Source organism: Cytobacillus sp. Hz8 (assembly GCF_042263505.1).
In the GTDB taxonomy this organism is placed as follows: Bacteria; Bacillota; Bacilli; order Bacillales; family Cytobacillaceae; genus Bacillus_BE.
Genome location: NZ_JBHKFI010000002.1, coordinates 13,078 through 40,051, shown reverse-complemented (window position 1 = coordinate 40,051; position 26,974 = coordinate 13,078). Strand labels below are relative to the sequence as shown.

The following is a 26,974-nucleotide window of genomic DNA, read 5'->3' as shown; positions in this document are numbered from 1 at the left end:
CTTGAATTTACAATGTTTTCAATGCCATTTTTCTTATACAAAAATAAATAAGTGAATGACCAAGTCCAAGGACTAATAAAAGGATTGGAATCCCTTTTTCTGGATTAAAAACTAGAATAGTTAGCAAAAACATGGAGACGGAAACAATTCTTCCCGTATTTAAAAAGATCTCACGCACGACAATATATTCTACTCTCATTTCAGCGGCATTCCAGCCTCGTCCAATCACATCAAAGGTCATGGAGATATAAGGAACTAAGAGCAATGGATACGCAATCGCAATAATACCCGCGTATATTAGTAATTTGGCATATGTAAGATGAAAGACAATGAGGAAAATGGCTAGATAAAGGATAATTCCCCCCATTAAGATAGCCTTATTTCGAAAATGCGGTTTAATTAATCTCGATGCAAAATAATAGGCCACAAAGGAAATCCCAGAATTCACCAATCCATAAGTACCAAGAGACAGTTCACTTCCTGTTGAAAGAAAAACAAATACAGAAATAACAAAGGAGAAGGTTCCCTCTCGCAGTCCCTGAAAAAAATGAGCATTCGTTATCATTTTCCAATTTTGATTATATTTTCTTTCCTGAATGATACGAACAAACCAATATTGTCCATGGGCAGGTCGGCGCTTAATAAAGAAACTTAAAAATACAGCTAAAGCAAATAGAGCAAATGAAAGACCAAAAACAATGGTATACCCTGTGAATTTTTCCATTCTGGAAATAATAAAGCCAGCAGCGATTGGTCCAATCATGCCGCCTACCGAGCTTAATATCCCTAAAAATCCATTAAAAAAGTCTCTCGTTTCAGGCTCCGTAATCTCAAAGGTCAATAAGTTAAAGGCTAGCCAATAAAAGCCATAGCCCATCCCTAATAAACTTCCTAATAGAAGAATAAAATCAGATGCCTGTTGTCCAAACAATAAAACAGTCAAATAGAAAGCGGTTAAAAAAATGACCCCAATTCGAAAGACAATCACTCTATCGACCTTTTTTGCCCATCTTCCTGCAAAGATAAATGTAAATGGCTGAAGAACAACAATAGATAAATTATATAAGCCTAAATCTATGTACTGACCTGACTGCTTCCATAAATATATGTTGACAAACGTATTGGACAGGGCAACGCTTAATGAATAAAGCCCCCCAATTAGGAGCAACAAAGTTAAATCCTTCGATAGCTCCACTTCACCAATCAATTTTTTCATTCTACTCATAAAGAAACTCCCCTTTTTATCTAAAGGTAGTTTCCTTCAAAGGCAAGATGATTATTCAATTACTTCTTAGGCATAAAAAAACAGCAGACCCAATAAGTCTGCTGTTCCCTCTATTTTTTCTTTATTTTGCTGCAGAGTAACGTTTAGCTACCTCTTCCCAGTTCACAACATTATAGAAAGCATTAATGTAATCTGGACGACGGTTTTGGTAGTGTAAATAATAAGCATGTTCCCAAACATCCAATCCAAGAATTGGAGTTTTGCCTTCCATTAATGGAGAGTCTTGGTTTGGAGTGCTTGTTACTTCTAATTCTCCGTTATTGACAGCAAGCCATGCCCAGCCTGAGCCAAAACGAGTCGTTGCTGCTTTAGTGAACTCATCTTTAAATCCATCAAAGCTTCCAAATTTCTTATTAATTGCTTCAAGAAGCTCTCCAGTCGGTTCCCCGCCACCATTTGGTGATAGAGTTTGCCAGAATAATGAATGGTTAGCGTGTCCTCCACCATTATTGCGAACTGCAGTACGTGCAGCTTCAGGAACTGCGTCTAAGTTTGAGATTACTTCTTCTACTGTTTTAGAAAGAAGTTCTTCATTTCCTGCTAAAGCATTATTTAAGTTTGTTACATAAGTGTTGTGATGTTTTGTGTGATGAATGTTCATCGTTTCTTTGTCAATATGTGGTTCTAAAGCTTCATAAGCATAAGGTAATTGTGGTAATTCAAAAGACATTTTTCCATTCCTCCTATGTAGAATTTATTTTTACCTTAGATACATTTCTAATATTGTAATGTTTCTAAAGTACTTTACCCTAAGATTACCAAAGTTCATTACACCTTTCAAATGAAATGCTCACTGTCCAAAAAAGCTCTCGAAAATTTTTACTTTTTATGATGAATAAGACCAATATCCATCCATAAACTATTATCATCTTCATATTACCATATTTTTCATGAATTCATTTGAAAATAACTTTTATTATGTGAGACTTTCTTGTACAACAATCTTAATCAAGCTAAAATAGGAGTAGATTCTAAAACGAGGTGTACAGCAATGAATATTTTTAAGCAATTTATTAGAAGCATTTATTCTCCTAGAGATATCGCTTCTTTCCGTAATCAAGGAATAGGGAAAACCATTCTCTATGTTTTTCTACTTTCCCTTCTCTCCATCATCCCTACGATGATTTATTTTAATTCTGCTATAACAAACGGAATTAGCTCTGCCCAAGATACTATTGAAGAAGAGTTTCCTTCCTTCTCCATTAAAGATGGGGAATTACATGCGGAGCAAAAAGAACCCATTTTTCATGAACAAGGTGACTTTACAGTTGTTTTTGACAGTACCGGAGCTTTAAGTAAAGCAAACCTAAAAAATCAGGGAAATACGATTGGATTATTAAAAAATGAATTTGTTTTCATTGCTGGAGGTCAAGTGGAATCTTATCCATATTCCATGCTGACAGACTTAGTCATTTCTAAAAATGACTTTCTTCATTTCCTTAATAAAATTGAATCATCAATCGGCTTTATCGTTGCCACTGTTTCAGTTGTCAGTTACCTATTTACAAGCGCCACACAATTTATTAAAATTTCGATCCTCGCTATCTTTGGATTAATACTAAAGAACACGTTGAAGAAAAATATTCAATATCGGCATCTATGGCGAATGTCAGCTTATGCTGTCACACTCCCAACAGTATTTTTCTTAATCATGAGCGCGATTAAAACTAACGTTCCAAGTGGTTATCTGATTGATTTCTTTGTCGCTCTCATAATGCTTCTATTAGCGATAAGAGAAATTCCAAGTCAAGTCGATCCCGACTAGACCTTTCGGGCACTAATAAAAGCCTATTTGCTTTTACTAGTGCCTATTTTTTCATGTCTGATATTCATAGCCCACCGTTAACTGCTCCAGTGCATAAGAGAGCTCCAATATTTTCTTGCCCACTTCATGACTTTCCTTCACTTTTTCTATCTGTATTTTTGTCACATCGAACATTTGCTCAACACTCGCTAATGTTTGCTGGGAGATCGATACATTATTCTCTGCAGAAGCTTCCACTGTTGGCAGATTTTCATTCAAAAATTTTAATTCCGATTGAACCTCACCAATATTACCACTAACCATTTCTACCTCTTTCATAAGAGAATCAAATACCTTTTTATTGGTTAAGGCTACTTCCAAATTATTTTCAAAATTCAAAAGCATTTTTTCAAATTCAGTAGAAGCTCTAAGTGAAATACTCTCCATATCCTTAATTGTTTCTTTAATCTTATCCGTTGCATGATTTGATTGATCCGCCAATTTTCTGACTTCTTTAGCCACAACAGCAAAACCTTTTCCTGCCTCTCCTGCTCTTGCAGCCTCAATTGTTGCATTAAGAGCCAGTAATTTGGTCTGTTCCGCAATTTGTTGAATAATGGTGACAACCGTATCTATGGATGCAGCATGGTTTTTCACCTGATGAATGGTAGAGGTAACTTTTTTAAATTCAACGTCTAAATCCACAAGGGTTTTTTCAATATTATTCGAACTTTTTTCTCCCTCTAATGCAGTCATATTCATACTCTTTGCACGATCCTCAATATCCCCCATTTTCAAGAAGAGATCCATAATGGATTTTTTCATATTTTGCACCACGCGAATATTGTCTTCGGAACTACCCGCAGTTTGTTCTGCACCCACGCGAACAATTTCCACCGATTCTAGCAACTGTTCATTTTCATTTTTCACTTTTTCTGAGATTATTTGTAATTGATCACCTGTTTGCGTTAAGTTGCGAGTATTGGATTTTATATTAAATAAGACATCCTTCAAACTATGAATAAGAGCATGATAGCTTTTTATCAATGAGGTTATTTCAGGAGTTGTCGTTTTCGTTTTAATGTCTGCATTTAAATGTCCCGACCTTGCTTCCTTCATCACTTCTCTTAGCCGAGTCAGAGGTCTTGTCAAATTTCTTACTAGAATGATAATCGCAAGAGCGGATAAGGAAACACTTATGATTACAGCAATGATAATATGTACAGCCATATCTTGAATACTACTTAAGTATTGTTTTTGAGGAACCACAATCACAAATATCCCGTTCATTTCCGGAATTTTTGTAAAGGATAGAGTATAAATATCATTCTCAATTCTCCTTTGAATAATCCCCGTTTCTTTTTTCCCTATTTCATGAATAAGAGTTTGATTAAATTTCAAGGATGAATTTTGGCTTATCGCAAATGGTTTCATTTCATCTTTAGAAATGAGAAAGTAATTGGCATAAATTTGATCCTTCGCTAAATTGGAATCTTGTTTTTTTATAAACTGATTGATTTCCTTTGTAAAAACATCTTCCTTCCCAACGTACATGAGCATTAAATTCTGAGCAACACTATAGGTCATCTCCACCTCTTGATGCATACGCTGCTCCATTAAACGAATGACCGAAGATTTAGATTGATTGTAAGAAATAAGAGCAACAGCTGAACTCGATATAATTAAGAGAATAATGATTAAACATAACAGTCTAGTTTGTAAGGTTATTTTCGTGAAGATATTCGATAGATTTTTTTTTCCTCTATTCCAAAGTTCTTTCCATTTTTGCAATTTTTGACACCCCTCAATCTTTTTCACCTTCATTATGAATAGGAAATATTAAGGAAACGTAAAGAAATTGTAAGGTTTTTATAAATTTAAAATCCATAGATTCTCTTACTTTACTAGTTCTATCATTCTATTACCAAGCATATAGTTATATAAATTCGTTTACATCAAGTAAGGAGGTATTGGTCCACATGAAGCGCTTCATCCTATTTCTTGTCACAATCCTAATTGGCTATATCATTTATTTTGACTTAACAACAGGGACTCTACCATCCGTTACTGAGCAAAAAACCATTGCTAAAGAACGAGTGGAAGATAAAAATACACAAAATTATTTTACCTATACCGTAAAGGCAGGCGAAACAGTTTTATCCATCGTTGAAGAGCAACTAGATGCAAGTATTCCAGTTCCAATTAATCAGGTCATTATAGATTTTAAAAAACTGAACAATATCGAGCCGGAAGAAATTCGCATTGGAAAATCCTATAAATTTCCCAATTATAAAGAAAAAGGAAAGAGAGTCAACTAATTTTTAAATACTAGTTTCTTGTCAATATTGGCCCTTCATTGATACAATTATTTAGAAGTGGAAAGATAATATTACTGGTTGATCTTTATTAAAGGAGCGAATCACCATTGAGTGAGATAATACATCGTACAAAAACCCGATCTGTTAAAGTAGGACCTTTAACGATTGGCGGAAGTAATGAACTATTTATCCAAAGCATGACAACGACGAAAACCCATGACGTAGAAGCAACTGTGGCACAAATTAAACGTTTAGAGGAAGCTGGCTGTCAAATCGTGCGTGTCGCCTGTCCAGACGAAAGAGCAGCTAATGCGATTAGTGATATCAAAAAAAGAATTAATATCCCTTTAGTAGTTGATATTCATTTTGACTACAAGCTTGCACTTAAAGCGATCGAAGGGGGAGCTGATAAAATCAGAATCAACCCTGGTAATATCGGCAAACGTGAAAAAGTGGAGGCCGTTGTAAAGGCAGCAAAAGAGAAAGGGATTCCGATTCGGATTGGCGTAAATGCCGGATCACTGGAAAAGAAAATTCTTGATAAATATGGATATCCAACGGCTGATGGGATGGTAGAAAGTGCTCTCCATCATATTAAAATTCTAGAAGATCTTGATTTCCATGATATCATTGTTTCCATGAAGGCTTCCGATGTTAATTTAGCAATTGAGGCATATGAAAAGGCAGCAAGGTCCTTTGATTATCCATTGCATCTCGGGATTACCGAATCAGGAACCCTCTTTGCCGGTACGGTTAAAAGTGCAGCAGGTTTAGGAGCTATCTTAAGTAAGGGAATTGGAAACACTCTTCGTATTTCTCTAAGTGCTGACCCAGTCGAAGAAGTAAAAGTAGCGAGAGAACTTTTGAAAGCATTTGGACTTTCTTCCAATGCTGCCACTTTAATATCATGCCCAACTTGTGGACGAATTGAAATCGACCTCATCAGTATTGCGAATGAAATTGAAGAATATATCCAAAAAATCAAAGCTCCTATTAAAGTAGCAGTGCTTGGTTGCGCTGTTAACGGTCCAGGAGAAGCTCGTGAAGCAGATATTGGAATTGCTGGTGCTAGAGGGGAAGGACTTCTTTTCCGCAAAGGGAAAATTGTTAGAAAAGTACCAGAAGAAACCATGGTAGAAGAATTGAAAAAAGAAATCGATCAAATCGCTGAAGAATATTTTGCGAAACAAAAATTAGAAAAATTGAATAGTTAAAGAAAGCGGGCTTGGCAATTATTGCCAAGCCCTTTCTTTTCAAGTGCTCCAAGCCTTGAAAAGATTTAAAAGAACGGCATAACGAATATACCAATAATAATCGAGACAGCTCCGATACCAATTGCCCAGCTACCAAGACCAGTAGCTCCTCTGCGAACAGCTAAGAACCCTAGAACGATTCCCACTGCTCCAAAGAGGACAGGCCAGACAAAAAGAGACAAAATGGATAAAGCAAGGGCAGCATATCCCATCCCTCTTCCACTTGATTCCTCTTCTAAACGGTTTTCACGAGCATCTCTATCAAAGGAAACCGGTGCAGCCATTTCCGCTGCCGTTTCTTCCCTATAATTTGTCGTTTCCGCTGTTGCCGTTGGAACTTCCGCATTGACAGGTGCGGCCATATTGGAGGACGCTTGAGTATAATCTGTCGTATTATTCATGCTGGTTCCATCATTTTGCTCACTATTATTACTCCGAAGAATAATCTCTTCGTTGTTGCGCTCTTGATCTGCCATAAGGATCCCTCGCTTTCATGATAGGAGCATTTATTATTGTTTCCGGTACAATCAAGAATTACCTCTGTTAATTTTTGTCTCAGTTTTTTTGAGAAAAAAGAAGGCAGGATTCTTTGATTTTTTTCATCGACCTTTTTCGATAATTTCGATACAATAATGAGGACATACTATTCTTAAGGAGAACCTTTGAAATGAAGAAACGTTTTGGAATTGATATTGATGGGACCGTTACATGTCCTTCAGCTTTTGTTCCATATTTAAATCAGGCATTCCATTTAAACATTACATTAGATGATATCAAGGAATATGACTTCATGCCTTTAGTGGATGTTTCTGAAGAAGAATTCGCTCAATGGTTTAAAGCCATCGAGCCAAAAATATACGCTGAATCCCCTTTAGCAGTCGGAGCCCTTCCTGTGTTAAAAAAATGGGAGAAACTGTTTGAACTCCATTTTATCAGTGCGCGAGATTCCAACCTTTTAGAAGTGACTAAAGAATGGTTTTACAAACAAAATATGCCCTTCCATACCATTGATTTGCTTGGTTCTCATAATAAAATAGAAGCCGCCAAAAAATATGATGTCGAAATATTTTTTGAAGATAAGCATGATAATGCCGTAAACATATATGAGGAATGTAGGATACCTGTTCTATTATTCAATACCCCTTATAACCAAGAACCAGTCCCGGACGGAGTTATTCGCGTTAACAATTGGCAAGAAGCAAACCTTTGGGTCAATCATTGGCTTAATAAAAATTAAAGGTCTGATCTTAAACTAGATCAGACCTCTTTCATATGTTCCTTTTCAGTCATTTCCATTTTCACTTTACATTCAGGACATCTCCCATATATTTCAAATTTATGTCCAGAAATGTTATAGTCCTTTAAGTTATCTTCAATCTCTCTCATTGGACAGGTTTCAATTTCTTTTGTCTTCCCGCAATCTAGACAAATAAAATGGTGATGATGATGCTCATGGGAGCAAGTAAAACGAAAGTGCTTTTCTCCTGATAGCTCTGTCATTTCAAAAATACCTAATTCATAAAATAAAGATAAATTACGATAGATGGTATCAAAGCTTAATCCAGGATAATCATTCTTCATTTGATCCAAAACATCTTTTGCAGTTAAATATTTATTGCTATTTGAAAATAGCTGCAGCATTTCTTCACGTTTCCCCGTGTGCTTAAAGCCTTTTTCCTTTAATAACTCGAGAGCAGTATTAACATCCATCATAGACACCTCCTATGAAACAGCTCTTAACATGGTTATTTTTTTGATTAAAATGGTCCCAATTAAAATTAATACCGCAATCATAACGATTGTTCCTCCTGGTGCCAAATCCAAATAAAAAGAAAGGATAAGACCACCAATCACGGATATTTCACCAAATATCACAGAATATAAAAGAGTTTGTTTAAAACCTTTGGCAATCCGAATACTTGCGGCAACAGGCAGGGTCATTAATGATGAGACAAGAAGAATCCCAACAATCCGCATGGAGGCAGCAATGACTAACGCAACCATAATAATAAAAATAAAATGAATGCTACTAGCCGATATGCCTGATGCCTTTGCGTACTCTTCATCAAATGAAAGTAAAAAAAGTTCCTTATACAAAAGATAGATTAAAACAAGAACGGCAATACTAATAATTATTATAATCCAAAGATCCATCCTACTAACAGCACTAACACTTCCAAAGAGATAACTAAAAAGATCTGTATTAAAGCCATCTGCTAATGAGATAAAAATGACACTTAGACCAATTCCGCCTGATAAAATAATAGGAATGGCCAGTTCCTGATAATGTTTATAAACTGTACGGAGCTTTTCAATAAATAACGAACCGATAACGGAAAAGCCCATTCCCATATAGATTGGACTTACGCCATTCATGAACATGAATTTTTTTTCAAGGAGTAAGCTTGCTGCTATCCCGGCAAGAGTAACGTGACTCAAGGCATCTGCAATCAGCGACAATCTACGTACCACAATAAAAACACCAAGTAGAGGTGCAATCACACCTATAATAAGTCCTGTAAGAAAAGCATTTTGGAGAAATTCATAATGTAAAAGCCCTTCAATCATAACACTGAGCCTCCATATTCATGCTCATGATCATGATTGTGGTTTAATACATGTACATCATAGCCATAAAAATCAGTCACTTCTTTTCCCCTTAACTCTTCAAATTCATGAGTATTCCCATGAAAATGTAGATGCTTATTCAAGCAGGCGACATGCGTCACTTTATCCGTAATGGTCCCAATATCATGCGTGACTAAAAGCAAGGTAATTCCCCTTTTTTTATTTAAATCATCAAGCATTTGATAAAAGGATTGTACATTTTTTGCATCCACCCCAACTGTTGGTTCATCTAATATTAGAAGACTGGGCTCACTTACGAGTGCTCTTGCAATAAAAACACGTTGCTGCTGTCCACCTGATAGCTCCCCGATATTTTGCTTTGCAAAAGCAGTCATTCCGACTGAATCAATAGCTTGATTTATTTTATGGTGGTGCTCCTTTGTTTTTCTTTTAAATAAACCTATTTTTTTGGTTAATCCACTTGCAACAACTTCCTGAACGGTTGCCGGAAACCCTGTATTAAAGGAATTTGCCTTTTGAGACACAAAACCAATTTTGTCCCAATCCTTAAATCGGCTTATATCCTGGCCAAATAAGCGAATATTTCCCTTTTGTACCTTTAAAAGCCCCAAAATGAGCTTTAATAACGTCGATTTCCCTGATCCATTCGGACCAACAATGCCAAGAAACGCTCCTTTTGGTACCTGCAAATTGATATTTTCAAGTGCATTTTCCTTTTCATAGCGATAGGTTATATCTTGAATATCTATAATAGTGTTGCTTAAGTCCATAAAATCACCTTACTAATTAAGAATCATTCCGATTTATCAATCTGAGTATACTTGATTCCTGCCATAATGTAAAGAAATAGGCTGTCTAGAATCACCAATACCAACATATTATGAGTTTATTGAAAATATACTTTATTATCGGAAAGAAAAAATCAATTATTATTGATCATCGTCACACGACAAACCTTCTTATCATAAATTACAGAGGGGGAGTGATGCAATGAATATTTTTGAAAATATCATTAACTACAAAGTAAGCACCATTACAACTGAAGAGCTATTAAAATATGCGAAGCAATTTAATATCACTATCAATCGCAAAGCAGCAGAGCAATTAGCACAATACTTAAGAGATAATAAAGTCAATATTTTTAACGATGCGGAACGGACAAAATTCATTAAGGAAATTGCGAAAAAGGTAGGACCCGAAACAGCAAAAGATGTAAATCGCCTATTTATTCAATTCACAAAATCATCATAAAGTGAAACTTCCATCAGTGGGGGTTTTCGACGCATAGGACGTGAAGTGTGCAGACTTATGTGTTGACGTCGCGCTTTTAGTCTGCCATTCATCCCCCACTGATGGTTAGTCACGCAGAGCCTGATTGATTTTTCTAAGGGCTGAAGCCCAAAGAAAAATCTTATTTCACTTATCACGCTCATAACGCCACATCCTGTGGCTTCGCCTGACTAGGACCTTAATCCCTCGTCGGATCTTTACGGACCGTTGATCTCCCACTTATCTTCTTCGTATTCTCAGAATCTTGAAGTGGGAGTCAAAATATCCGTTAAGAGTGGGATAAACGCAAAAAGGTCTGATTTCAAAAGGTCAGACCTTTTTGCGGATACTATCAAATCAACCTTGCAAAACATCAGTAAGTAGATTTTCGTTAAATTTCTTATTTCGAAGCATCTCGATTTCATGTTTATATGGCGCTTTTTTATTATTCTTATCTTCACCAATAAACGGAGTTTCTAAAATTTTCGGGATATCTTCAAGTTGAGGATGATGAACAATATAATTTAATGCTTCAAAACCAATATGACCAAAACCGATATTTTCATGTCGGTCTTTTCTTGCTCCTACTACATTTTTGCTATCGTTAATATGAAGAACCTTCAAGCGATCTAACCCAATGATTTTATCAAATTGATTTAATACGCCGTCAAAATCATCGACAACATGATAGCCCGCATCATGCGTATGGCAGGTATCAAAGCAAACAGAAAGTTTATCATTGAAGTGAACACCATCGATAATCATGGCTAGTTCTTCAAAGGACCTTCCACATTCGGAGCCTTTCCCAGCCATTGTCTCTAAGGCAATCTGTACCTTTTCCTCACCAGTAAGGACTTCATTCAATCCTTCCACGATTTTCTTAATTCCTTCTTCGCTTCCTGCGCCAACATGAGCACCAGGGTGAAGGACAATTTGTTTGGCGCCAATTGCCTCAGTCCTTTCTATTTCGGACCTTAAAAAATTGACCCCTAATTCAAAGGTTGCTGGATTCGTTGTATTGCCAATATTGATAATATATGGAGCATGGACCACTATTTCCTCAATTCCATTCTCTTCCATATATTTTCTTCCTGCTTCGATATTCAAATCCTCTATTTTTTTTCTTCTCGTATTTTGAGGAGCCCCAGTGTAAATCATGAAAGTATTGGCTCCATATGATATCGCTTCTTCACTGGCAGCAAGAAGCATTTTTTTCCCGCTCATCGAAACATGTGAACCAATTTTCAGCATGACCATCTCTCCCTTAGATTTTATTTTTTCTTTATTTTCCTTTGTCTTTTTTTAATTTTATCCATTTCATATTGCATTTTCTTTTTATAGCCAGGTTTTACTTTTTTCGGCTTTCTAACCATGGATTTTGCCTTTTGATCGATTTCGTCGGTTTGTTTTAACCGATTTTTCCGTTTATTACGATCCCCAAGATCAACCCATTCTCCGTTTTTCAGATCCACATGCTTAAATTCCACACCCATTTTCTCCAGACGATTTAAAGCATCTTCATCAGAAAGATCATAAATAGTTAAGGCAATTCCTGAATTACCTGCACGTGCCGTTCTCCCCACACGATGAACATAAAAATCCAAATCCGCAGGCAATTCATAATTAATGACATGGCTGATGCCCTCGATATCAATTCCTCGAGATGCTAAATCCGTTGCAACAATATATTGGTATTCAAGATCAAGAATTTGCTTCATCATTTTCTTGCGCTCACGCGGAGATAGATCTCCATGAATTCTCCCCACTTTTAAACCCTTTGCGGTTAAACCAGATGCAACCGTCTCTGCCATTTTCTTTGTATTTGTGAAAACAATTGCTAAATAAGGATTAAAAGTCGATAACGCGTCAACTACGATATCTATTTTATTTCGATGTCTAGATGGAATCAGTAAATGTTCGATTCTTTCTGCAGTGAGTTGCTTTGGTTCTACATGGACGTATTTAGGATTTTCCATATATTTTTTTAAAAATGGTTTAAGCTTCTCTGGAATAGTGGCAGAAAAGACAAGCATTTGCAGATTTTCCGGCATCTTGGCGGCAATTTGATCAACATCCTCAATAAAACCCATATCCAGCATTAAATCCGCTTCATCCACCACGAGCATCGTAGCTCTATGTACAAAAAGGGCTAAATCCTTTACTAAATCATTAATTCTTCCTGGTGTACCAACTACGATGTGCGGCTGGTTTTTTAGCTTTCCAATCGAACGTTGTTTATCTGTACCACCGATGAAGCATCGGGTTAAAATATCATTAGGTGCATTTTCAGTAAATTTTAAGATTTCATGATAAATTTGATTAGCAAGTTCTCTCGTCGGAGCCGTTATAACAGCTTGTACTTCTTTTTTTTCGGGATCTATTTTTTCAAGGATGGGTAATAGATAGGATAATGTTTTCCCTGTCCCCGTTTGCGACTGTCCAATCGCGCTATCTCCCTTTACGATTACAGGAATTAATCGTTCCTGAATCTCTGTTGGCTGATAAAAACCAAATGTATTCAAAGTATTTATTATAAATGGTTGAAAATCATAACGTTCAAATTTAGTTTCCATATTGTTCTCCTTGTCTATATTAAAAAGACCTATTTGTCCATCCTGTTATTATAATAAAAATTCTCCGAAACATCTACCAATACTATCTTATTATTTATTTTTAACAAATCAGCTAAAGAATAACAAATAAATATTGCCTAAAACCAAATACCTTTATGCCGCATACCCTATTACGAGATGAGACTTTGAAAGGAGGCATTGCAGATGATGCCGCCAAGACAACGAATTCCTTTTCAAGGAGGGAGAGGGAACGGATTCTATGGACCTAACATGTACGGAAGAGCTCCCATGCGCCCAAGGATGGGGAATTATTATTCTCCAAGGATGGGAGGCATACCTCAGGCAACTAGAGCTAGGCAGGGAGGAGGGATTTTATCTAAAATTCTCGGAGGAGGAAATCGTGCACAAGGATTTGGGGGTGTAGGTGGATTAGGTCGTGCCGCGGCAGGTAATTCAGGGGGATCATTATTAAAATCCTTAACAAATCCTTCTTCTATTTCCGGGTTTCTGCAAAATACACAGAAAATATTAGGTACAGCTCAACAAATCGGGCCTATGGTACAACAATACGGACCGCTTATTAAAAATCTTCCTGCCATGTGGCGCTTATATCGAGGATTGAAAAATGCACCTGCCAGTAATGATGAGTCAACGAATGAGGTAGAAAGTTCCGAAATTGAGGATTCCTTAGAAAGTTCAAGTGAGACCAATGAAGTACCCATCGCTGAAAAAGAAAGTAAAGACAAAAAGACATCTGGCAAAAAAACTAAATCTACTCATAAAAGCAGAAGGCCCACTACGAATCAGGGAAGATATAAAAAAGGAGCCTCTAAACCCAAACTATATATTTAAACGATACAAGAATGCTGTTGCGGGCATTCTTGTATCTTTTCTCATCGTTTTCCATTCTTTAATCGCTTTGTATTCTACTAACAAGTTTTATATAATAAAAATATAGTTTAAGAGCAAGATGCTTTTATTCATATTTTTGCCTAAAAAACTTAGGCGTGTTATTAGGAGGATTATGGAATGAAAGTTCTAAAGATATCACCTCGCGGCTACTGCTATGGTGTCGTTGATGCCATGGTGATTGCTCGAAATGCCGCTTTAGATAAATCTTTGCCAAGACCAATCTATATATTAGGAATGATTGTTCATAATAAACATGTTACGGATGCCTTTGCTGAAGAAGGAATCATCACCTTAGATGGAAAGAATCGAAAGGAAATTTTGGAAAAAGTCGATTCAGGAACCGTTATTTTTACCGCTCATGGTATTTCACCTGAAGTAAAAAAACTGGCAAAAGAGAAAGGACTTGTAACGATTGATGCGACTTGTCCAGATGTTACAAAAACGCATGATTTAATTTTACAAAAAAAAGAAGAGGGCTATCAGGTCATCTATATTGGAAAGAAAGGCCATCCTGAGCCAGAAGGTGCTGTTGGGGTTGCTCCCGATATTGTCCATCTTGTCGAGACAAAGGAAGATGTAGAAAGTTTGCAGCTCACAGCCGATAAAATTATCATTACCAACCAAACCACGATGAGTCAATGGGATGTATCTGATAATGTAAAGCTGCTTAAGGAAAAGTTCCCTCATGCAGAATTCTATAATGAAATTTGTTTAGCCACGCAGGTAAGACAGGAGGCCGTTGCCGAGCAGGCAGGAAAAGCCGATGTCCTCATCGTCGTTGGAGATCCAAAAAGCAATAATTCAAATCGATTAGCTCAAGTCTCTAAAGAAATTGCCGAGACTACAGCCTACCGCATTGCCGATATTTCTGAATTAGAGCTTGACTGGATTAAGAGTGCTAAGACAGTTGCCGTAACCTCTGGTGCTTCAACCCCGACACCTATAACAAAAGAGGTTATCGCTTTTCTTGAACAATTTGATGCAAATGATCCGGCTACATGGACAAGAGAGAAAAAAGTTCCTCTTCAAAAAATCTTACCTAAAATCAAAAATGCAAAATAGAAAAAACCACCAAATGGTGGTTTTTTCTATCCATTCACTCAAATAAATTGAAAAGGGTCTGTGTGTATTTCAGATGGGAGAATAGTTACAGCATACCCTTTTTGCATACACTGCTTTTGCAAGTAATTTGCTACTCCCATTTTCATCACCTTTTCTATATTATGGCCGGGATCCACGATATTAAGACCCGCCATCATCGCGTCATGTGCAACATGATAATATAAATCTCCTGTCACATAAACATCAGCACCCTTAAATTTTGCAGTAGAGTAATATTTATTACCATCTCCACCTAATACCGCGACCTTTTTGATTTTATCAGAAAGCTTTCCAACAACTCTGACTCCTTTAACATCCAAGGAGGTTTTGACATGCTGGGCGAATTGTTCTAGAGTCATTTCATTGATGGTACCAATGCGACCTAATCCCATAACTTCTCCATCATTATCTAAAGGATAAACATCATAGGCAACCTCTTCATAAGGGTGAGCTTTAAGCATGGCCGCAATGATACTTTTTTGCAGGCTTTCAGGAAAAATCGATTCAATTCTAACTTCATCAACTTGTTCTAGCATGCCCCGCTTCCCCATATATGGATTTGTTTGTTCGCCTGGTAAAAATTCACCCTTTCCATGAACAGAAAAAGTGCAATGACTATAATTTCCGATAGCCCCCGCTCCACTATTGCCAATTGCTTGTTTCACAGCCTCAGCATGGCTTACAGGAACAAACACGGCCAACTTTTTAAGCTTCGTTTCATATGTAGGAATGAGTACTTCAATATTATTCAGCCCTAAAGCTTCTGCAAGAAGATCATTAACTCCACCATTTGCGACATCCAAATTTGTGTGTGCCGCATAAACGGCAATATCATGTTTAATAAGCTTTTCAATTATTCTTCCGTAAGTCGTATCTGTAGAAAGCTTTTGCAGCGGACGATAAATGAGGGGATGGTGGGCAATAATTAATTGCACATTCTTATGTATCGCCTCATCTACCACTTCCTCTAGTACATCTAAAGCAACAAGAACATTTGTGATTGGCTTATTTAATCGGCCAATTTGCAGACCAATTTTATCCCCTTCCATTGCCAAATTCTTAGGGGAAAACTCTTCAAAAATCCGAATCAATTCATGTCCGTTCATTTGTTTCATTTGCTAAAACCTCCTTTACATAACGAATCTTGGTTTGAAGCTCCAATTTTCTTTGGCTATTTTCAGGTGAAGCTTGAGCATTCTTAAGATTTTCTAGAATCCGCTCCCAATTATTCAATTCTCTCCTCCATTTTTTTTGAAAGGCTAAATTTCTCTCCTTCATCAAAAATGGTCCAAGTAAGAGAGATTTATTTGTTTCTTCCTGATTATAAGGAAGCATAGGATCTCCTTGCTCAGCAACTAATATTTCGTAAATTTTCCCATCCTCTTCAATAATTTCTTCGTTAATTAACTGCCACCCATTAGCAATCAGCCATTGACGAATGGAAATGGCACTTATATTAGGCTGAAGAATTAGTCTATTGAGATTGACAATCTTATCCTTTCCACTTTCCAAAATGTTTGCAATAAGGGCTCCGCCCATCCCTGCAATGGTCATACAATCCACTTCGTCTAGTTCAATTACCTCCAGCCCGTCACCCATTCTAACAGAAATTTGCTTGGATAGCCCCTCCTCCTGCACATGTGACTTTGCAGACAAATAAGGACCCTCTACGACCTCCCCAGCCACGGCAAAAGGAACCAATCCCGTTAAGACAGCATAGCAAGGCAAATAGGCATGATCGGAACCAATGTCCGCTAATTTTTGACCCTTTAAAATATATTTAGCAACCGTCTCTAAACGATAAGATAATTCTCTTGTATTCATAGCTTCACCACATTTATTTTTATTGAAATACCCTGCAAGGCTTCCTTATCAGTATAAAAAAGAGGCTGGCTCAATACAAGAGCTTGACATCTGGATCCTTTGTAAAGATACAGTGTAAAGCCCTCATGAGCCAGCCTACATTTGTTTTTTAATTATTTCAGACCTGCTAACCAATCTACCATTGCATCCGCCTTATCTTCAGCCACTAAGTTAGGAGGCATGGTAACTCCTCCTTTTGTAATCATTTTTTTAATTTCAGCTTTTGACAAGCGATCGCCAACACCTTTTAATGCTGGACCTACGCCGCCTTGATATTGATCGCCATGGCAGCCAAGACAAGTTTTTTGGTAGATATCCTCTGGTTTTGTTGCGACTTGTTCAGTTTTTTCTCCCCCATCTTTCTTTTCTTTCGAAAGAGCTTGATGATCATCTAAGCCTTTAAAAGAAAGCAGGAACATTGCCCCTATACCGAAAACCATAATTAAAACAAACGGAATAATTGGATTTCGATTCATGTTTTAACCTCCCTTATGTATGAACAACCGTAAAATCATTACAAACAATTTTTATTTTACTTTAAAAATAGAAGAAGGAAAAGCCCTAAAGCTAACTTTGTCACATTATGTTCGCAAAATTGACAAAAAACAGCATACGTTCATTGGGCCTACAAATCAACAAAAATGATTATCTTAAAAAACATTATCTAAACATTAAAATATTTCAAAAAATTTTTCATTATACAAATATACTAATAATGATTAAGATTATACCTAGAACTCCTGAGATAGTAAAATAGATTAATTTCAAAATTTTACCGGTAAATAACCATAACAAGCAGTTTAAAATCAAAATAAAATAAAGAATTGTATTTTGATTAGGGAATACGCGTGAAATCAATTCCACTGATGTTAGCAGCAAAATCAACGCCGAAACAACCAGTGGTATTTGACTTAAAAAACCTTTTCTAGAAAAGTAAAAAGTGGAAAATAATCCTATAAATACCAAAATGGATTCAAGGCTGATTTGCCAAATAAATGATAATTCAGTAAAATATATTAAAAATACAGCAAAAGGAATCAACAATAAAAAGAGAAGACTCAATCTATGTCTTTTTCTTTCGGGCTTTCGTTTTTCCGTATCCAACGGTCGATTTCCTTCTGTATAGAGTGTCAATAAATAATCACAGTATTGTTCAGGAAGAAGTCTAGATTCTTTCCAGTATAAAATTTCTTTTACTATTACCTGTTTTCGATTTTCGTCCATATCTTAGTCACTTCCTTATAATGGCCATAAAAAGGAAAGCGTCATCATAACTTTACAGTTAAGGTTTCTGACAAACTCGATGAAACGCCGACACCTAAAAGGTTTTGAAATAAAAATAGTTTACTTCCATTGTAAGAAGTAAACTATTCGAAGGCAATCTTTTTATTCTAAGAAATCTTTTAGTCGTTTGCTTCTACTTGGGTGACGAAGCTTACGCAGGGCTTTTGCTTCAATCTGTCTTATACGTTCTCTTGTTACTCCAAAGACTTTGCCCACCTCTTCAAGTGTACGTGTACGTCCGTCATCTAGGCCAAAACGAAGTCGCAATACGTTTTCTTCACGATCAGTCAATGTATCAAGTACATCCTCTAGCTGCTCTTTTAAGAGCTCGTAAGCAGCGTGTTCTGAAGGTGAGGTTGCATCTTGATCTTCAATAAAATCACCTAAATGAGAGTCATCTTCTTCACCAATCGGAGTTTCAAGAGAAACCGGCTCTTGAGCAATTTTCAAGATTTCTCTAACCTTATCTGGTGTTAAATCCATATCTTCTGCAATTTCTTCAGGAGTTGGTTCACGTCCAAGGTCTTGCAGTAACTGACGCTGAACTCGGATGAGCTTGTTAATGGTTTCAACCATATGCACAGGTATACGAATAGTTCTTGCTTGGTCAGCAATTGCACGAGTAATCGCTTGACGAATCCACCAAGTAGCATACGTACTAAATTTAAATCCTTTGCTGTAGTCAAATTTTTCTACAGCCTTGATTAATCCCATATTCCCCTCTTGAATTAAATCGAGGAATAACATTCCACGGCCAACATATCGTTTGGCAATACTGACAACAAGACGAAGATTGGCTTCTGCCAAACGCCTTTTTGCTTCTTCATCACCTTGTTCAATTCTTGTTGCAAGCTCGATCTCTTCTTCAGCAGATAATAAATCTACTCGACCAATTTCTTTTAGATACATGCGGACAGGATCATTAATTTTCACACCTGGGGGCACACTTAAATCATTTAAATCAAAAGCTTCTTCATTTTTCTCTAAATCATGCGCATTGGGATCTTCATCATCATCACTATCCCCAACTAATTCTACACCTTGATCTTGGAGAAATTCATAGAAATCATCCATTTGATGAGAATCTAATTCGAAGCTTGCTAATTTTTCAGCAATATCATCATAAGAAAGGACACCTGTCTTCTTTCCTACTGCAATTAATTGTTCTTTCACTTGTTCTAGGGTCAGTTCTGAATCAACCTCTTTTGAACGGGCCGATTTTTCAGCCATGTGTACCCCTCCTTCCAAAAATCACAAAACATCAAATATACATTAAGAATGAATCGCTTTTCTTAATTCAATAATCTCCATAGCAATCTTTGCTGCATGGCTATAATCTTTTCTGCGTTCAGCTTCTTTTCCTTCTGCCTCTTTTTCCTTTATCTTTAACAACTTTGGATAATTCAACACCTGTCTTATATAATCGGTTAATTCTTGATCCTGCAGATCCTCATTAATCGTTAGCATTTCAATTTCAGCGATGATTCTTTTTAGCTTTTGATCTTCAACATAATTTAAAAAGTCACCTACATTTGGCACTAGACCTTTTGCATAGTAACCAAGCAAATAAGTGAAAATCGCCTGATGTTCGTCAATATTAAAGGTATTTCCTTGGAGCATATCCTGAACACGAAAAGCCAAATCCGCATTATTGAGCATATGTGCTAATAAATAGCGTTCAGCATTATGATAAGCAGGTTTTAAAGCATTGTTTTTTCTTTCAAAAATTAAGCTCTGTTTAGGGACTGAATTGGTCTTTCCCTGATTCCTACGTTTTTCATTGTAATAAATTTGTTTTTGCTGAGCCTTTAAAGCATCCAACGAAAGAGAAAATTCAGTAGCTAATTGCCGTAAATAAAGGTCTCTCTCCACAGCCTTTTCAAGATGGCTTATTTCAGTAAGTACTTCTTCGATATATAATAGGCGATCTCCTTCATTGTTTAAGTTTTTCCCTCTGCGAAAATAATACAGCTTAAAGGACATCCATGTCATGCTTCCGTCAATGACTTCGGCTTTATATTTATCCCCACCAAACCTATTTATATATTCATCAGGATCCATTCCATCAGGCATAATGGCCACTTTAATTCGACAACCTGTTTCAGAAAGTAAATTTCCAGCGCGATAGGCTGCTTCAATCCCAGCATTGTCGGAATCATAGCATATTGTGACTGATTGAACATTTCTACGAATAATAGCTACGTGATCTGACGTCAATGATGTCCCCATTGAGGCAACTCCATTTTCAACCCCAGCTCGATTTGCAGCAATTACATCAGCAAATCCTTCAAAGAGAATAATCTCTTGTAATTTACGAATACTTGGTCTTGCTTGATGAAAATTATATAAAATTTTGCTTTTATTAAAGATTGGTGTTTCAGGACTATTTAAATATTTGGGCTCATCCGCCCCTAAGGATCTTCCTGAAAATGCAATCGTATCTCCGTTATGGTCAAAAATTGGAAACATAATTCGATCACGAAAGCGATCAAAATAACTACCATCCCTTTCACGCTTGATAATTAATCCTGCTTTTTCAAGAATTTCTGGATCATATCCTCTTTTCATTAACATCTTATAGATAAAATCCCATGATTTTAATGAATATCCTATTTGGAATTTATCAATTGAGTCTAATGTAAAACCTCTACTTAGCAGATACTCTAAAGCGTGTTGACCATCTTTTGTGTTTACTAATAAATGGTGGTAGAATTTACGTAATAAATCATGTGCATCAAGCATCATTTGAGTATCTTTTGGGATGGATTTTCCTTTGTTGCCTATCGGAGTATGAATTTCTAAATCAATATTTGCTTTCTTGGCAAGCTTTAACGCTGCCTCTTGAAAAGAAACACCTTCGAGCTCCATTAAAAAGGAAAACACATTTCCTCCTGCTCCACACCCAAAACAATGGTAAATTTGCTTATCGGGTGAAACGGAAAATGATGGTGTGTTTTCTCCATGAAACGGACAAAGTCCAAAATAATTTCGGCCCTGCTTTTTAAGTTGAACGTAGTCAGAGATAACATCAACTATATCAGCAGCTTGCCGGATTTGGTTTAATTTCTCTTCGGCGATGCGCTCTGTCATGAGAACAACTCCATTTTACTTATGAGGTATTCTAGATAAATTACAAATTTCCTTCATATTCCGACAAAATTTTTGATAATTCTTGTTTAAATTTTGCCCTATGATCCTTTGTAAAAGGCTTTGGACCTTTCCCATATTTGCCCTGTTGTCTAGCTTTCGCAGAAAGGTACCTGAGGTCTAAAGCTGTTTCAATCTGTGTTTCTAAGTACCATTCTCCCCTTGGAGATAATACTTTAACCTTCATCGGTAAAAGGATGGAAGCTAAACCAATATCTTGAGTGACCACAATATCAAAAGCATTAGCTTTATTCATAATGAATAAATCAGCGGCTTCTTTACTTGGATCAACAAATTTCCAAGTACCATGCGTTAAATCATTCATAACATGGTTATACGAGGCAACAAAAATAACTTCTAAGGAAAATCTCTCGGAAATTTCGACAATTTCCTCTTTAACCGGACAAGAATCGGCATCAACGATAATCCTTGGTTTTCCTAATGTACTAGTAATTCTACACACTTTTGCATATTCCTTCTTTAATTCTTCAACTTTTGCAAAACTATTCATGTCGAATTTTTTTTGGGAAGTATTCTTGACTTCTGACAATTAATAGTTTATTCGTTCAGTAGGAAGTCTAAACCTAAAAAGTAATATTTTTATCACAATTTTTTATTATAGTACATAAAAGCGACTTTTTCCAATACTACATCTTAAAAATCCCAAAAAAATATTATAAGTATAAGTATCAGAGTTCACTAAAAAACGGATCTGACTATTTCTAACTCGAATATACAGCTACTTATAGCTGTATATGTACGGAAGAATGAAATCAGACCCGTTTCTTTATATTCTTTTCTGATAATAGTAGCCTAAAATAATATTAGCTGTCTCTTCAACTGCTTTATTCGTCACATCAACGACTTTACAGCCTATTTTTGAAGTGATTTTTTCAAAATAGGTCATCTCTGTTTTAATTCTTTCTAAATTGGCATAACTTGCTTGATCGTTTAATCCTAAAGAAATCAATCTTTCCCGACGTATTTGATTTAATTTATCAGGACTTATCTTAAGACCAAAGCATTTTTCTGCAGGTACTTGGAAGAGTTCTTCTGGAGGGTCAACCTCTGGTACTAAAGGGACGTTTGCAACCTTCAACCGCTTAAGAGCTAAATATTGTGACAATGGTGTTTTTGAAGTGCGTGATACTCCAACAAGAACAATATCAGCTTTTAAAATCCCACGTGGGTCTCTGCCATCATCATATTTAACAGCAAATTCTATTGCTTCGACCTTTTTAAAATATTCATCATCCAGCTTCCTGACTAACCCAGGTTCAAATAGTGGTGTTTGCTTACATATTGACTGAATTTGGTCCATTAGAGGCCCGATGATATCAATGGCATGGATATTTTCTTTTTCAGCTTTTTCACGCATGTATGAACGAATATCTGGTTTTACCAATGTATAGGCAATCATACCGTGATCCATTTTCACAAGTGAAATCACTTCATTTATATTCGATTGATCTTCAACATATGGAAACCTTTTAATGGTTACATCATTTAAAGGAAATTGACTTATCGCTGCTTTTGTTACTAATTCTGCTGTCTCTCCAACAGAATCGGACACTACATATATTATTGGAATTTTCCCCAATTTTTACCATCTCCTCTCTTATTCTTATTGATTACTACCAAGCTCAAGAAAGGCTTTTGTCAAATTTGTTTTTGTTATTCTTCCCACAACTTCGAAGCCGTTATTTGTTTCTTTCACAACTGGCAATGCATCAATTTGTTTTTCAATTAATAGTTTGGCGATTTCGATTAATGAATCTTCCTTTTTACACATCGTAATATTAGGCATCCTAGTCATAATTATATTAACAGGAAGAGTGGTAAGTTCCTGATTTCCTATGCTTGCTCGCAATAAATCCTTTCGAGACAATACTCCTACTAATTTCGTTTGCTTATCCACCACAAATAAAGTACCAACATCTTCTAAAAACATGGTACAAATAGCATCGTATACAGAGATACTTTCATTGATCACTACTGGAATTGATTGATAATTACCAACAGAAAGCTTTTGTAATTTTTCTGTGATTAATTGTACACCAGACTTTCCTGTATAAAAATATCCCACACGTGGTCTTGCGTCTAAATAACCTGCCATTGTTAATATCGCAAGATCTGGTCGTAAAGTGGCTCTTGTTAAATGAAGCCTTTCAGCAATATGTTCTCCAGTTATTGGCCCATTTTCTTTGACAATTTGCAATATTTGTTCTTGCCTTTTATTAAGTTCTATTGGTCTCACCACCTGTAATACCATTTAAAAGCCAAATAATGCTATACTTTTATAAAAATATTATATACTTTTTATTCAAATTGAAAAAGGCAAGATATTATGTTCCACTCTTTTTTTCTTATTTATACATTCTGAAAAGTTCAATGTAGCACCATTATTCATTTGGCTCTTTTCGTAAACTTTGTTTTCAGGAATAAATTATTAGCTAGTAACTGATTTCGGACAGCTTGATCGAATTCCTAGAAATCGAGTCCGAACCAAAACCCCACGATGAGAGATTAAAATCAAATCTTTCCGAAGAAACAACAATCTTTGCGAATTCAGCATTTCATTTACTATGAAAAAGAAAATGATGGAGGACAAGCATTCTTACTCCATCCTCTTGCTCTCACCGTCCATCATTTCTTCTTATCAGAAATTTATTTTACGATAATTTCTTTTACATTAGCAAATTGCTTAATCATCTGTGAAATCTTCACCATTAAATTCAGGCGATTTTCGCGGAGCTTTTCATCCTCAGCCATAACCATCGTATGATCAAAGTATTGATTTATTTCATCTTTCATCGAAATGAGCAAATCAAAGTAATCTTCTTCCGTAATCGCTTGAGACAATAAAACCTTAACAGCTAAATATTTATTGTATAGCTCAAACTCATCGTTACTTTCAAATAATTTTGGATTGACTTCTCCCTCATTTTCAGCCTTTGAAGAAATACTTAGAACCCTGCTTAATGCCTCAATACTTTCTTTAAAGCCATTTTGATCCTTATTCTTATCTAAAACTTCTGCCTTTCTTACTAAAGAAGAGATGATCCCCACTTCATTTGTTAAAACAGCCTCTATAATGTCATAGCGGATAGAGCATTCTTGAAGAACATATTTAACTCTTAGCTTTAAGAATGAAAGGATTTCATCTGTTAATTCCGCTTTTTCCTTTTTCGCAAATCCAGCTGACACAATTAGCCGCAAGGATTCTTCAACTAAATCTTCTATTTTCACATTCCATTCTTTATGGAGTAGCGTTTGAACGATTCCTGTTGCCTGCCGTCTTAATGCATATGGATCTTGTGAGCCGCTTGGAATCATTCCAATCGCAAAGAAGGAAGCAATGGTGTCCAATTTATCAGCAATTGAAAGGGCTGCCCCGACATCGCTTGCTGGCGTATCATCATCAGCATTTCTTGGCATATAATGCTCATTGATTGCCTTAGCCACTATGTTTGTTTCCCCTTTTTGCAAGGCATATCTTTCTCCCATAAAACCTTGCAGTTCTGGAAATTCGTATACCATGTTCGTAACTAAATCAAATTTGCAGATCTCAGCTGCACGATTTGCTGCTGCTTTATTCTCCACACTAAAATTTAACATATTTGTGATTCGATTTGTTAATTCCCGAACGCGTTGAACTTTTGAAGAAAGAGTACCAATTTCATCATGGTACACAATATTTTCAAGTCTAGCTAAAGCAGTATTAATTTCAATTTTTTGGTCCTCTTTATAGAAGAAGGCTGCATCTGCTAGTCTTGCTCTTAATACTTTTTCATTCCCGCGTGCAACTGTATCTAAATGATGATGATCACCATTTCTAACCGTTACAAAGTATGGTAGTAAGTCTCCATCCTTGGATTTTACCGGGAAATAGCGTTGATGCTCTTTCATTGAGGTAATTAGCACTGATTCCGGGATATCAAGAAATTCTTCTTCAAAATGGCCAAAAAGTACAGTTGGATATTCAACAAGATTATTGACTTCCTCTAGTAATTCTTCATCGATTGGTATGAGCCAATTGTTCTCTTCCTGAAGCTTATCTAATTGAGACAAAATGGCTTTTTTTCTTTCCTCCGCATTCGCCATGACGTATTGACCTAAGAGCAATTTCTCATAATCAGCAGGTCGGTCAATGACTATTTTCTTACCTAAGAAACGATGTCCTAATGTCCAGTTACTCGTTTCCACACCGGCAATTGTAAATGGAATCACTTCTTGGTCAAACATAGCAACGATCCATTTAATTGGACGTATATATCTTAAATCTTTGTCCGCCCATCTCATATTTTTCGGGAAGGTCAAGCTCGTTATAATGGTTTGCAAATCAGAAAGCAATAATTTTGTTGCTTGTCCTTGGATAAATTTCTGTACATGAGCATATTCGACGCCGTTAATTTCTTTGAAATAAATATCCTCTACACTCATTCCTTGGCCACGGCAAAATCCTTGTGCTGCCTTGGTCCATTCACCCTTTTCATCAAGAGCGATTTTTTTGGCAGGGCCCTTTGCTTCTTCATGAATATCTTCTTGTGATTCAGCAATGTCCTGAATAAAAACAGCAAGTCGACGTGGAGTTGAAAAGGATTGAATCTCACCAAATCCTATCTTATTTTCACGCAGCCATGTTTCCAATTTTTCGGTTAACTGATTTATAGAATTGGTAACAAACCGTGCAGGCATTTCCTCAAGGCCAATTTCTAATAATAACTCATGCTTACTCATGGCTTTGCTCCTCCTTAGCTTTCAAAATGGGAAAACCTAATTTCTCACGTTCTTCATAAAATGTTTTGGCTACCTTTCTTGCAAGCGTCCGGCATCGGCCAATATAACCTGTTCTTTCTGTAACAGAAATCGCTCCTCTTGCATCAAGAAGATTAAATACATGAGAGCATTTCAACACATAATCATAGGCCGGATGAACAAGTCCTTCCTCCATTTGTCTATGTGCTTCTTTTTCATAAATGTTAAATAGATTGAAAAGCATCTCTAGATCAGAAGTTTCAAAAGTATACTTAGAATGCTCATACTCTGGTTGTCCGAAAATGTCCCGAACGGTAAATCCAGTCGCCCATTCTAGATCAAATACATTATCCTTATCTTGAATATAAGAAGCCAGTCGCTCGATTCCATATGTAATTTCCACAGAAACCGGCTTACATTCTAATCCACCTACTTGCTGAAAATAAGTAAACTGCGTAATCTCCATTCCATTTAACCAAACTTCCCAACCAAGGCCTGCACAGCCAAGAGATGGGTTTTCCCAGTTATCTTCAACAAAGCGAATGTCATGCTCTAGAGGATTGATTCCTAAAGCACGTAAAGAATCAAGATATAAATCCTGAATATTATCTGGTGATGGTTTCATAATTACCTGAAATTGATGATGTTGATATAGACGATTTGGATTTTCTCCATAGCGCCCATCCGCTGGTCTTCTGGAAGGCTCAACATAGGCCACATTCCATGGTTCTGGACCAATCGCACGAAGGAATGTATATGGGCTCATAGTCCCTGCTCCTTTTTCCACATCATATGCTTGCATTAAAATACAGCCTTGTTCAGACCAATGCTTTTGTAAAGTTAAAATCATGTTTTGAATATTCATTTGACACCTCCGT

27 protein-coding genes are annotated in these 26,974 nt (G+C 36.4%); 7 read left to right on the top strand and 20 right to left on the bottom strand.

Going from position 1 to position 26,974, the window contains the following annotated elements:
* Positions 1–7: 7 nt before the first annotated feature.
* Together ACE38V_RS03165 and ACE38V_RS03160 are read right to left on the bottom strand one after the other, a co-directional pair.
* Positions 8–1,225: an MFS transporter gene (locus ACE38V_RS03165; RefSeq protein ID WP_375839707.1), complete on the bottom strand. Its 1,218-nt coding sequence runs from the start codon at positions 1,223–1,225 to the stop codon at positions 8–10.
* Between the two features lie 121 nt (positions 1,226–1,346).
* The gene (locus ACE38V_RS03160) at positions 1,347–1,955 is read right to left on the bottom strand and encodes a superoxide dismutase (RefSeq protein ID WP_375839706.1); all 609 of its coding nucleotides are present in this window, start codon (positions 1,953–1,955) and stop codon (positions 1,347–1,349) included.
* A 321-nt stretch (positions 1,956–2,276) separates the two neighbouring features.
* On the opposite strand from ACE38V_RS03160, the gene ACE38V_RS03155 reads away from it, so the two are divergent.
* On the top strand, positions 2,277–3,050 hold the full coding sequence (locus ACE38V_RS03155; protein WP_375839705.1) for a DUF1189 domain-containing protein: 774 nt from the start codon (positions 2,277–2,279) through the stop codon (positions 3,048–3,050).
* Between the two features lie 51 nt (positions 3,051–3,101).
* Here the strand turns inward: ACE38V_RS03155 and ACE38V_RS03150 are convergent, their stop codons facing one another.
* The gene (locus ACE38V_RS03150) at positions 3,102–4,820 is read right to left on the bottom strand and encodes a methyl-accepting chemotaxis protein (protein WP_375839704.1); all 1,719 of its coding nucleotides are present in this window, start codon (positions 4,818–4,820) and stop codon (positions 3,102–3,104) included.
* Positions 4,821–5,008: 188 nt separating this feature from the next.
* Between ACE38V_RS03150 and ACE38V_RS03145 the strand changes: the two genes are divergently transcribed.
* Together ACE38V_RS03145 and ispG are read left to right on the top strand one after the other, a co-directional pair.
* Positions 5,009–5,347 (top strand): hypothetical protein, encoded by a 339-nt coding sequence (locus ACE38V_RS03145; RefSeq protein ID WP_375839703.1) that lies wholly within the window; start codon positions 5,009–5,011, stop codon positions 5,345–5,347.
* A 116-nt stretch (positions 5,348–5,463) separates the two neighbouring features.
* Complete coding sequence (gene ispG, locus ACE38V_RS03140; RefSeq protein WP_375840121.1) at positions 5,464–6,561, top strand: flavodoxin-dependent (E)-4-hydroxy-3-methylbut-2-enyl-diphosphate synthase; 1,098 nt, start codon at positions 5,464–5,466, stop codon at positions 6,559–6,561.
* Positions 6,562–6,626: 65 nt separating this feature from the next.
* Here the strand turns inward: ispG and ACE38V_RS03135 are convergent, their stop codons facing one another.
* Positions 6,627–7,076 (bottom strand): DUF4190 domain-containing protein, encoded by a 450-nt coding sequence (locus ACE38V_RS03135; RefSeq protein WP_375839702.1) that lies wholly within the window; start codon positions 7,074–7,076, stop codon positions 6,627–6,629.
* Between the two features lie 191 nt (positions 7,077–7,267).
* Between ACE38V_RS03135 and ACE38V_RS03130 the strand changes: the two genes are divergently transcribed.
* Positions 7,268–7,837 (top strand): hypothetical protein, encoded by a 570-nt coding sequence (locus ACE38V_RS03130; protein ID WP_375839701.1) that lies wholly within the window; start codon positions 7,268–7,270, stop codon positions 7,835–7,837.
* Between the two features lie 20 nt (positions 7,838–7,857).
* Here ACE38V_RS03130 and zur read toward each other — a convergent pair whose 3' ends face one another.
* From zur to ACE38V_RS03115, 3 genes are read right to left on the bottom strand one after another with little or no spacing between them, the layout of a single operon-like run.
* Positions 7,858–8,310, bottom strand: coding sequence for a zinc uptake transcriptional repressor Zur (gene zur / locus ACE38V_RS03125; protein ID WP_375839700.1), 453 nt, complete (start codon positions 8,308–8,310; stop codon positions 7,858–7,860).
* Positions 8,311–8,322: 12 nt separating this feature from the next.
* On the bottom strand, positions 8,323–9,168 hold the full coding sequence (locus ACE38V_RS03120; RefSeq protein WP_375839699.1) for a metal ABC transporter permease: 846 nt from the start codon (positions 9,166–9,168) through the stop codon (positions 8,323–8,325).
* Positions 9,165–9,959 (bottom strand): metal ABC transporter ATP-binding protein, encoded by a 795-nt coding sequence (locus ACE38V_RS03115; protein ID WP_375839698.1) that lies wholly within the window; start codon positions 9,957–9,959, stop codon positions 9,165–9,167. Before ACE38V_RS03115 ends, ACE38V_RS03120 begins: the two co-directional genes overlap by 4 nt.
* Before the next feature lie 220 nt (positions 9,960–10,179).
* Here ACE38V_RS03115 and ACE38V_RS03110 point away from each other — a divergent pair, with 220 nt between their 5' ends.
* Complete coding sequence (locus tag ACE38V_RS03110; protein WP_375839697.1) at positions 10,180–10,440, top strand: DUF2624 domain-containing protein; 261 nt, start codon at positions 10,180–10,182, stop codon at positions 10,438–10,440.
* A 375-nt stretch (positions 10,441–10,815) separates the two neighbouring features.
* Here the strand turns inward: ACE38V_RS03110 and ACE38V_RS03105 are convergent, their stop codons facing one another.
* Positions 10,816–11,709 (bottom strand): deoxyribonuclease IV, encoded by an 894-nt coding sequence (locus ACE38V_RS03105; RefSeq protein ID WP_375839696.1) that lies wholly within the window; start codon positions 11,707–11,709, stop codon positions 10,816–10,818.
* Positions 11,710–11,729: 20 nt separating this feature from the next.
* Entirely contained in the window at positions 11,730–13,031 is a 1,302-nt protein-coding gene (locus tag ACE38V_RS03100; protein WP_375839695.1) for a DEAD/DEAH box helicase, read from the bottom strand.
* 204 nt (positions 13,032–13,235) lie between these two features.
* Between ACE38V_RS03100 and vrrA the strand changes: the two genes are divergently transcribed.
* The gene (vrrA, locus tag ACE38V_RS03095; protein WP_375839694.1) at positions 13,236–13,883 is read left to right on the top strand and encodes a VrrA/YqfQ family protein; all 648 of its coding nucleotides are present in this window, start codon (positions 13,236–13,238) and stop codon (positions 13,881–13,883) included.
* A 177-nt stretch (positions 13,884–14,060) separates the two neighbouring features.
* On the top strand, positions 14,061–15,005 hold the full coding sequence (locus ACE38V_RS03090; RefSeq protein ID WP_375839693.1) for a 4-hydroxy-3-methylbut-2-enyl diphosphate reductase: 945 nt from the start codon (positions 14,061–14,063) through the stop codon (positions 15,003–15,005).
* Positions 15,006–15,043: 38 nt separating this feature from the next.
* Here the strand turns inward: ACE38V_RS03090 and ACE38V_RS03085 are convergent, their stop codons facing one another.
* The 11 genes from ACE38V_RS03085 to glyQ form a co-directional block, all read right to left on the bottom strand.
* Positions 15,044–16,159: a Nif3-like dinuclear metal center hexameric protein gene (locus ACE38V_RS03085; RefSeq protein ID WP_375839692.1), complete on the bottom strand. Its 1,116-nt coding sequence runs from the start codon at positions 16,157–16,159 to the stop codon at positions 15,044–15,046.
* Positions 16,137–16,868, bottom strand: a complete 732-nt coding sequence (locus ACE38V_RS03080; protein ID WP_375839691.1) for a tRNA (adenine(22)-N(1))-methyltransferase — start codon at positions 16,866–16,868, stop codon at positions 16,137–16,139. Before ACE38V_RS03080 ends, ACE38V_RS03085 begins: the two co-directional genes overlap by 23 nt.
* A gap of 152 nt (positions 16,869–17,020) precedes the next feature.
* Complete coding sequence (cccA, locus tag ACE38V_RS03075) at positions 17,021–17,383, bottom strand: cytochrome c550 (RefSeq protein ID WP_375839690.1); 363 nt, start codon at positions 17,381–17,383, stop codon at positions 17,021–17,023.
* 220 nt (positions 17,384–17,603) lie between these two features.
* Entirely contained in the window at positions 17,604–18,131 is a 528-nt protein-coding gene (locus tag ACE38V_RS03070) for a hypothetical protein (protein WP_375839689.1), read from the bottom strand.
* 162 nt (positions 18,132–18,293) lie between these two features.
* Entirely contained in the window at positions 18,294–19,421 is a 1,128-nt protein-coding gene (gene rpoD, locus ACE38V_RS03065; protein WP_375839688.1) for an RNA polymerase sigma factor RpoD, read from the bottom strand.
* A gap of 42 nt (positions 19,422–19,463) precedes the next feature.
* On the bottom strand, positions 19,464–21,281 hold the full coding sequence (dnaG, locus tag ACE38V_RS03060; RefSeq protein ID WP_375839687.1) for a DNA primase: 1,818 nt from the start codon (positions 21,279–21,281) through the stop codon (positions 19,464–19,466).
* A gap of 40 nt (positions 21,282–21,321) precedes the next feature.
* Entirely contained in the window at positions 21,322–21,801 is a 480-nt protein-coding gene (locus ACE38V_RS03055; RefSeq protein WP_375839686.1) for a YaiI/YqxD family protein, read from the bottom strand.
* A gap of 324 nt (positions 21,802–22,125) precedes the next feature.
* Positions 22,126–22,938: a pyruvate, water dikinase regulatory protein gene (locus ACE38V_RS03050; protein ID WP_375839685.1), complete on the bottom strand. Its 813-nt coding sequence runs from the start codon at positions 22,936–22,938 to the stop codon at positions 22,126–22,128.
* A gap of 24 nt (positions 22,939–22,962) precedes the next feature.
* The gene (gene ccpN / locus ACE38V_RS03045) at positions 22,963–23,610 is read right to left on the bottom strand and encodes a transcriptional regulator CcpN (protein WP_375839684.1); all 648 of its coding nucleotides are present in this window, start codon (positions 23,608–23,610) and stop codon (positions 22,963–22,965) included.
* A 395-nt stretch (positions 23,611–24,005) separates the two neighbouring features.
* On the bottom strand, positions 24,006–26,078 hold the full coding sequence (gene glyS, locus ACE38V_RS03040; RefSeq protein ID WP_375839683.1) for a glycine--tRNA ligase subunit beta: 2,073 nt from the start codon (positions 26,076–26,078) through the stop codon (positions 24,006–24,008).
* Complete coding sequence (glyQ, locus tag ACE38V_RS03035) at positions 26,071–26,961, bottom strand: glycine--tRNA ligase subunit alpha (RefSeq protein ID WP_375839682.1); 891 nt, start codon at positions 26,959–26,961, stop codon at positions 26,071–26,073. Before glyQ ends, glyS begins: the two co-directional genes overlap by 8 nt.
* Between the last annotated feature and the right edge of the window lie 13 nt (positions 26,962–26,974).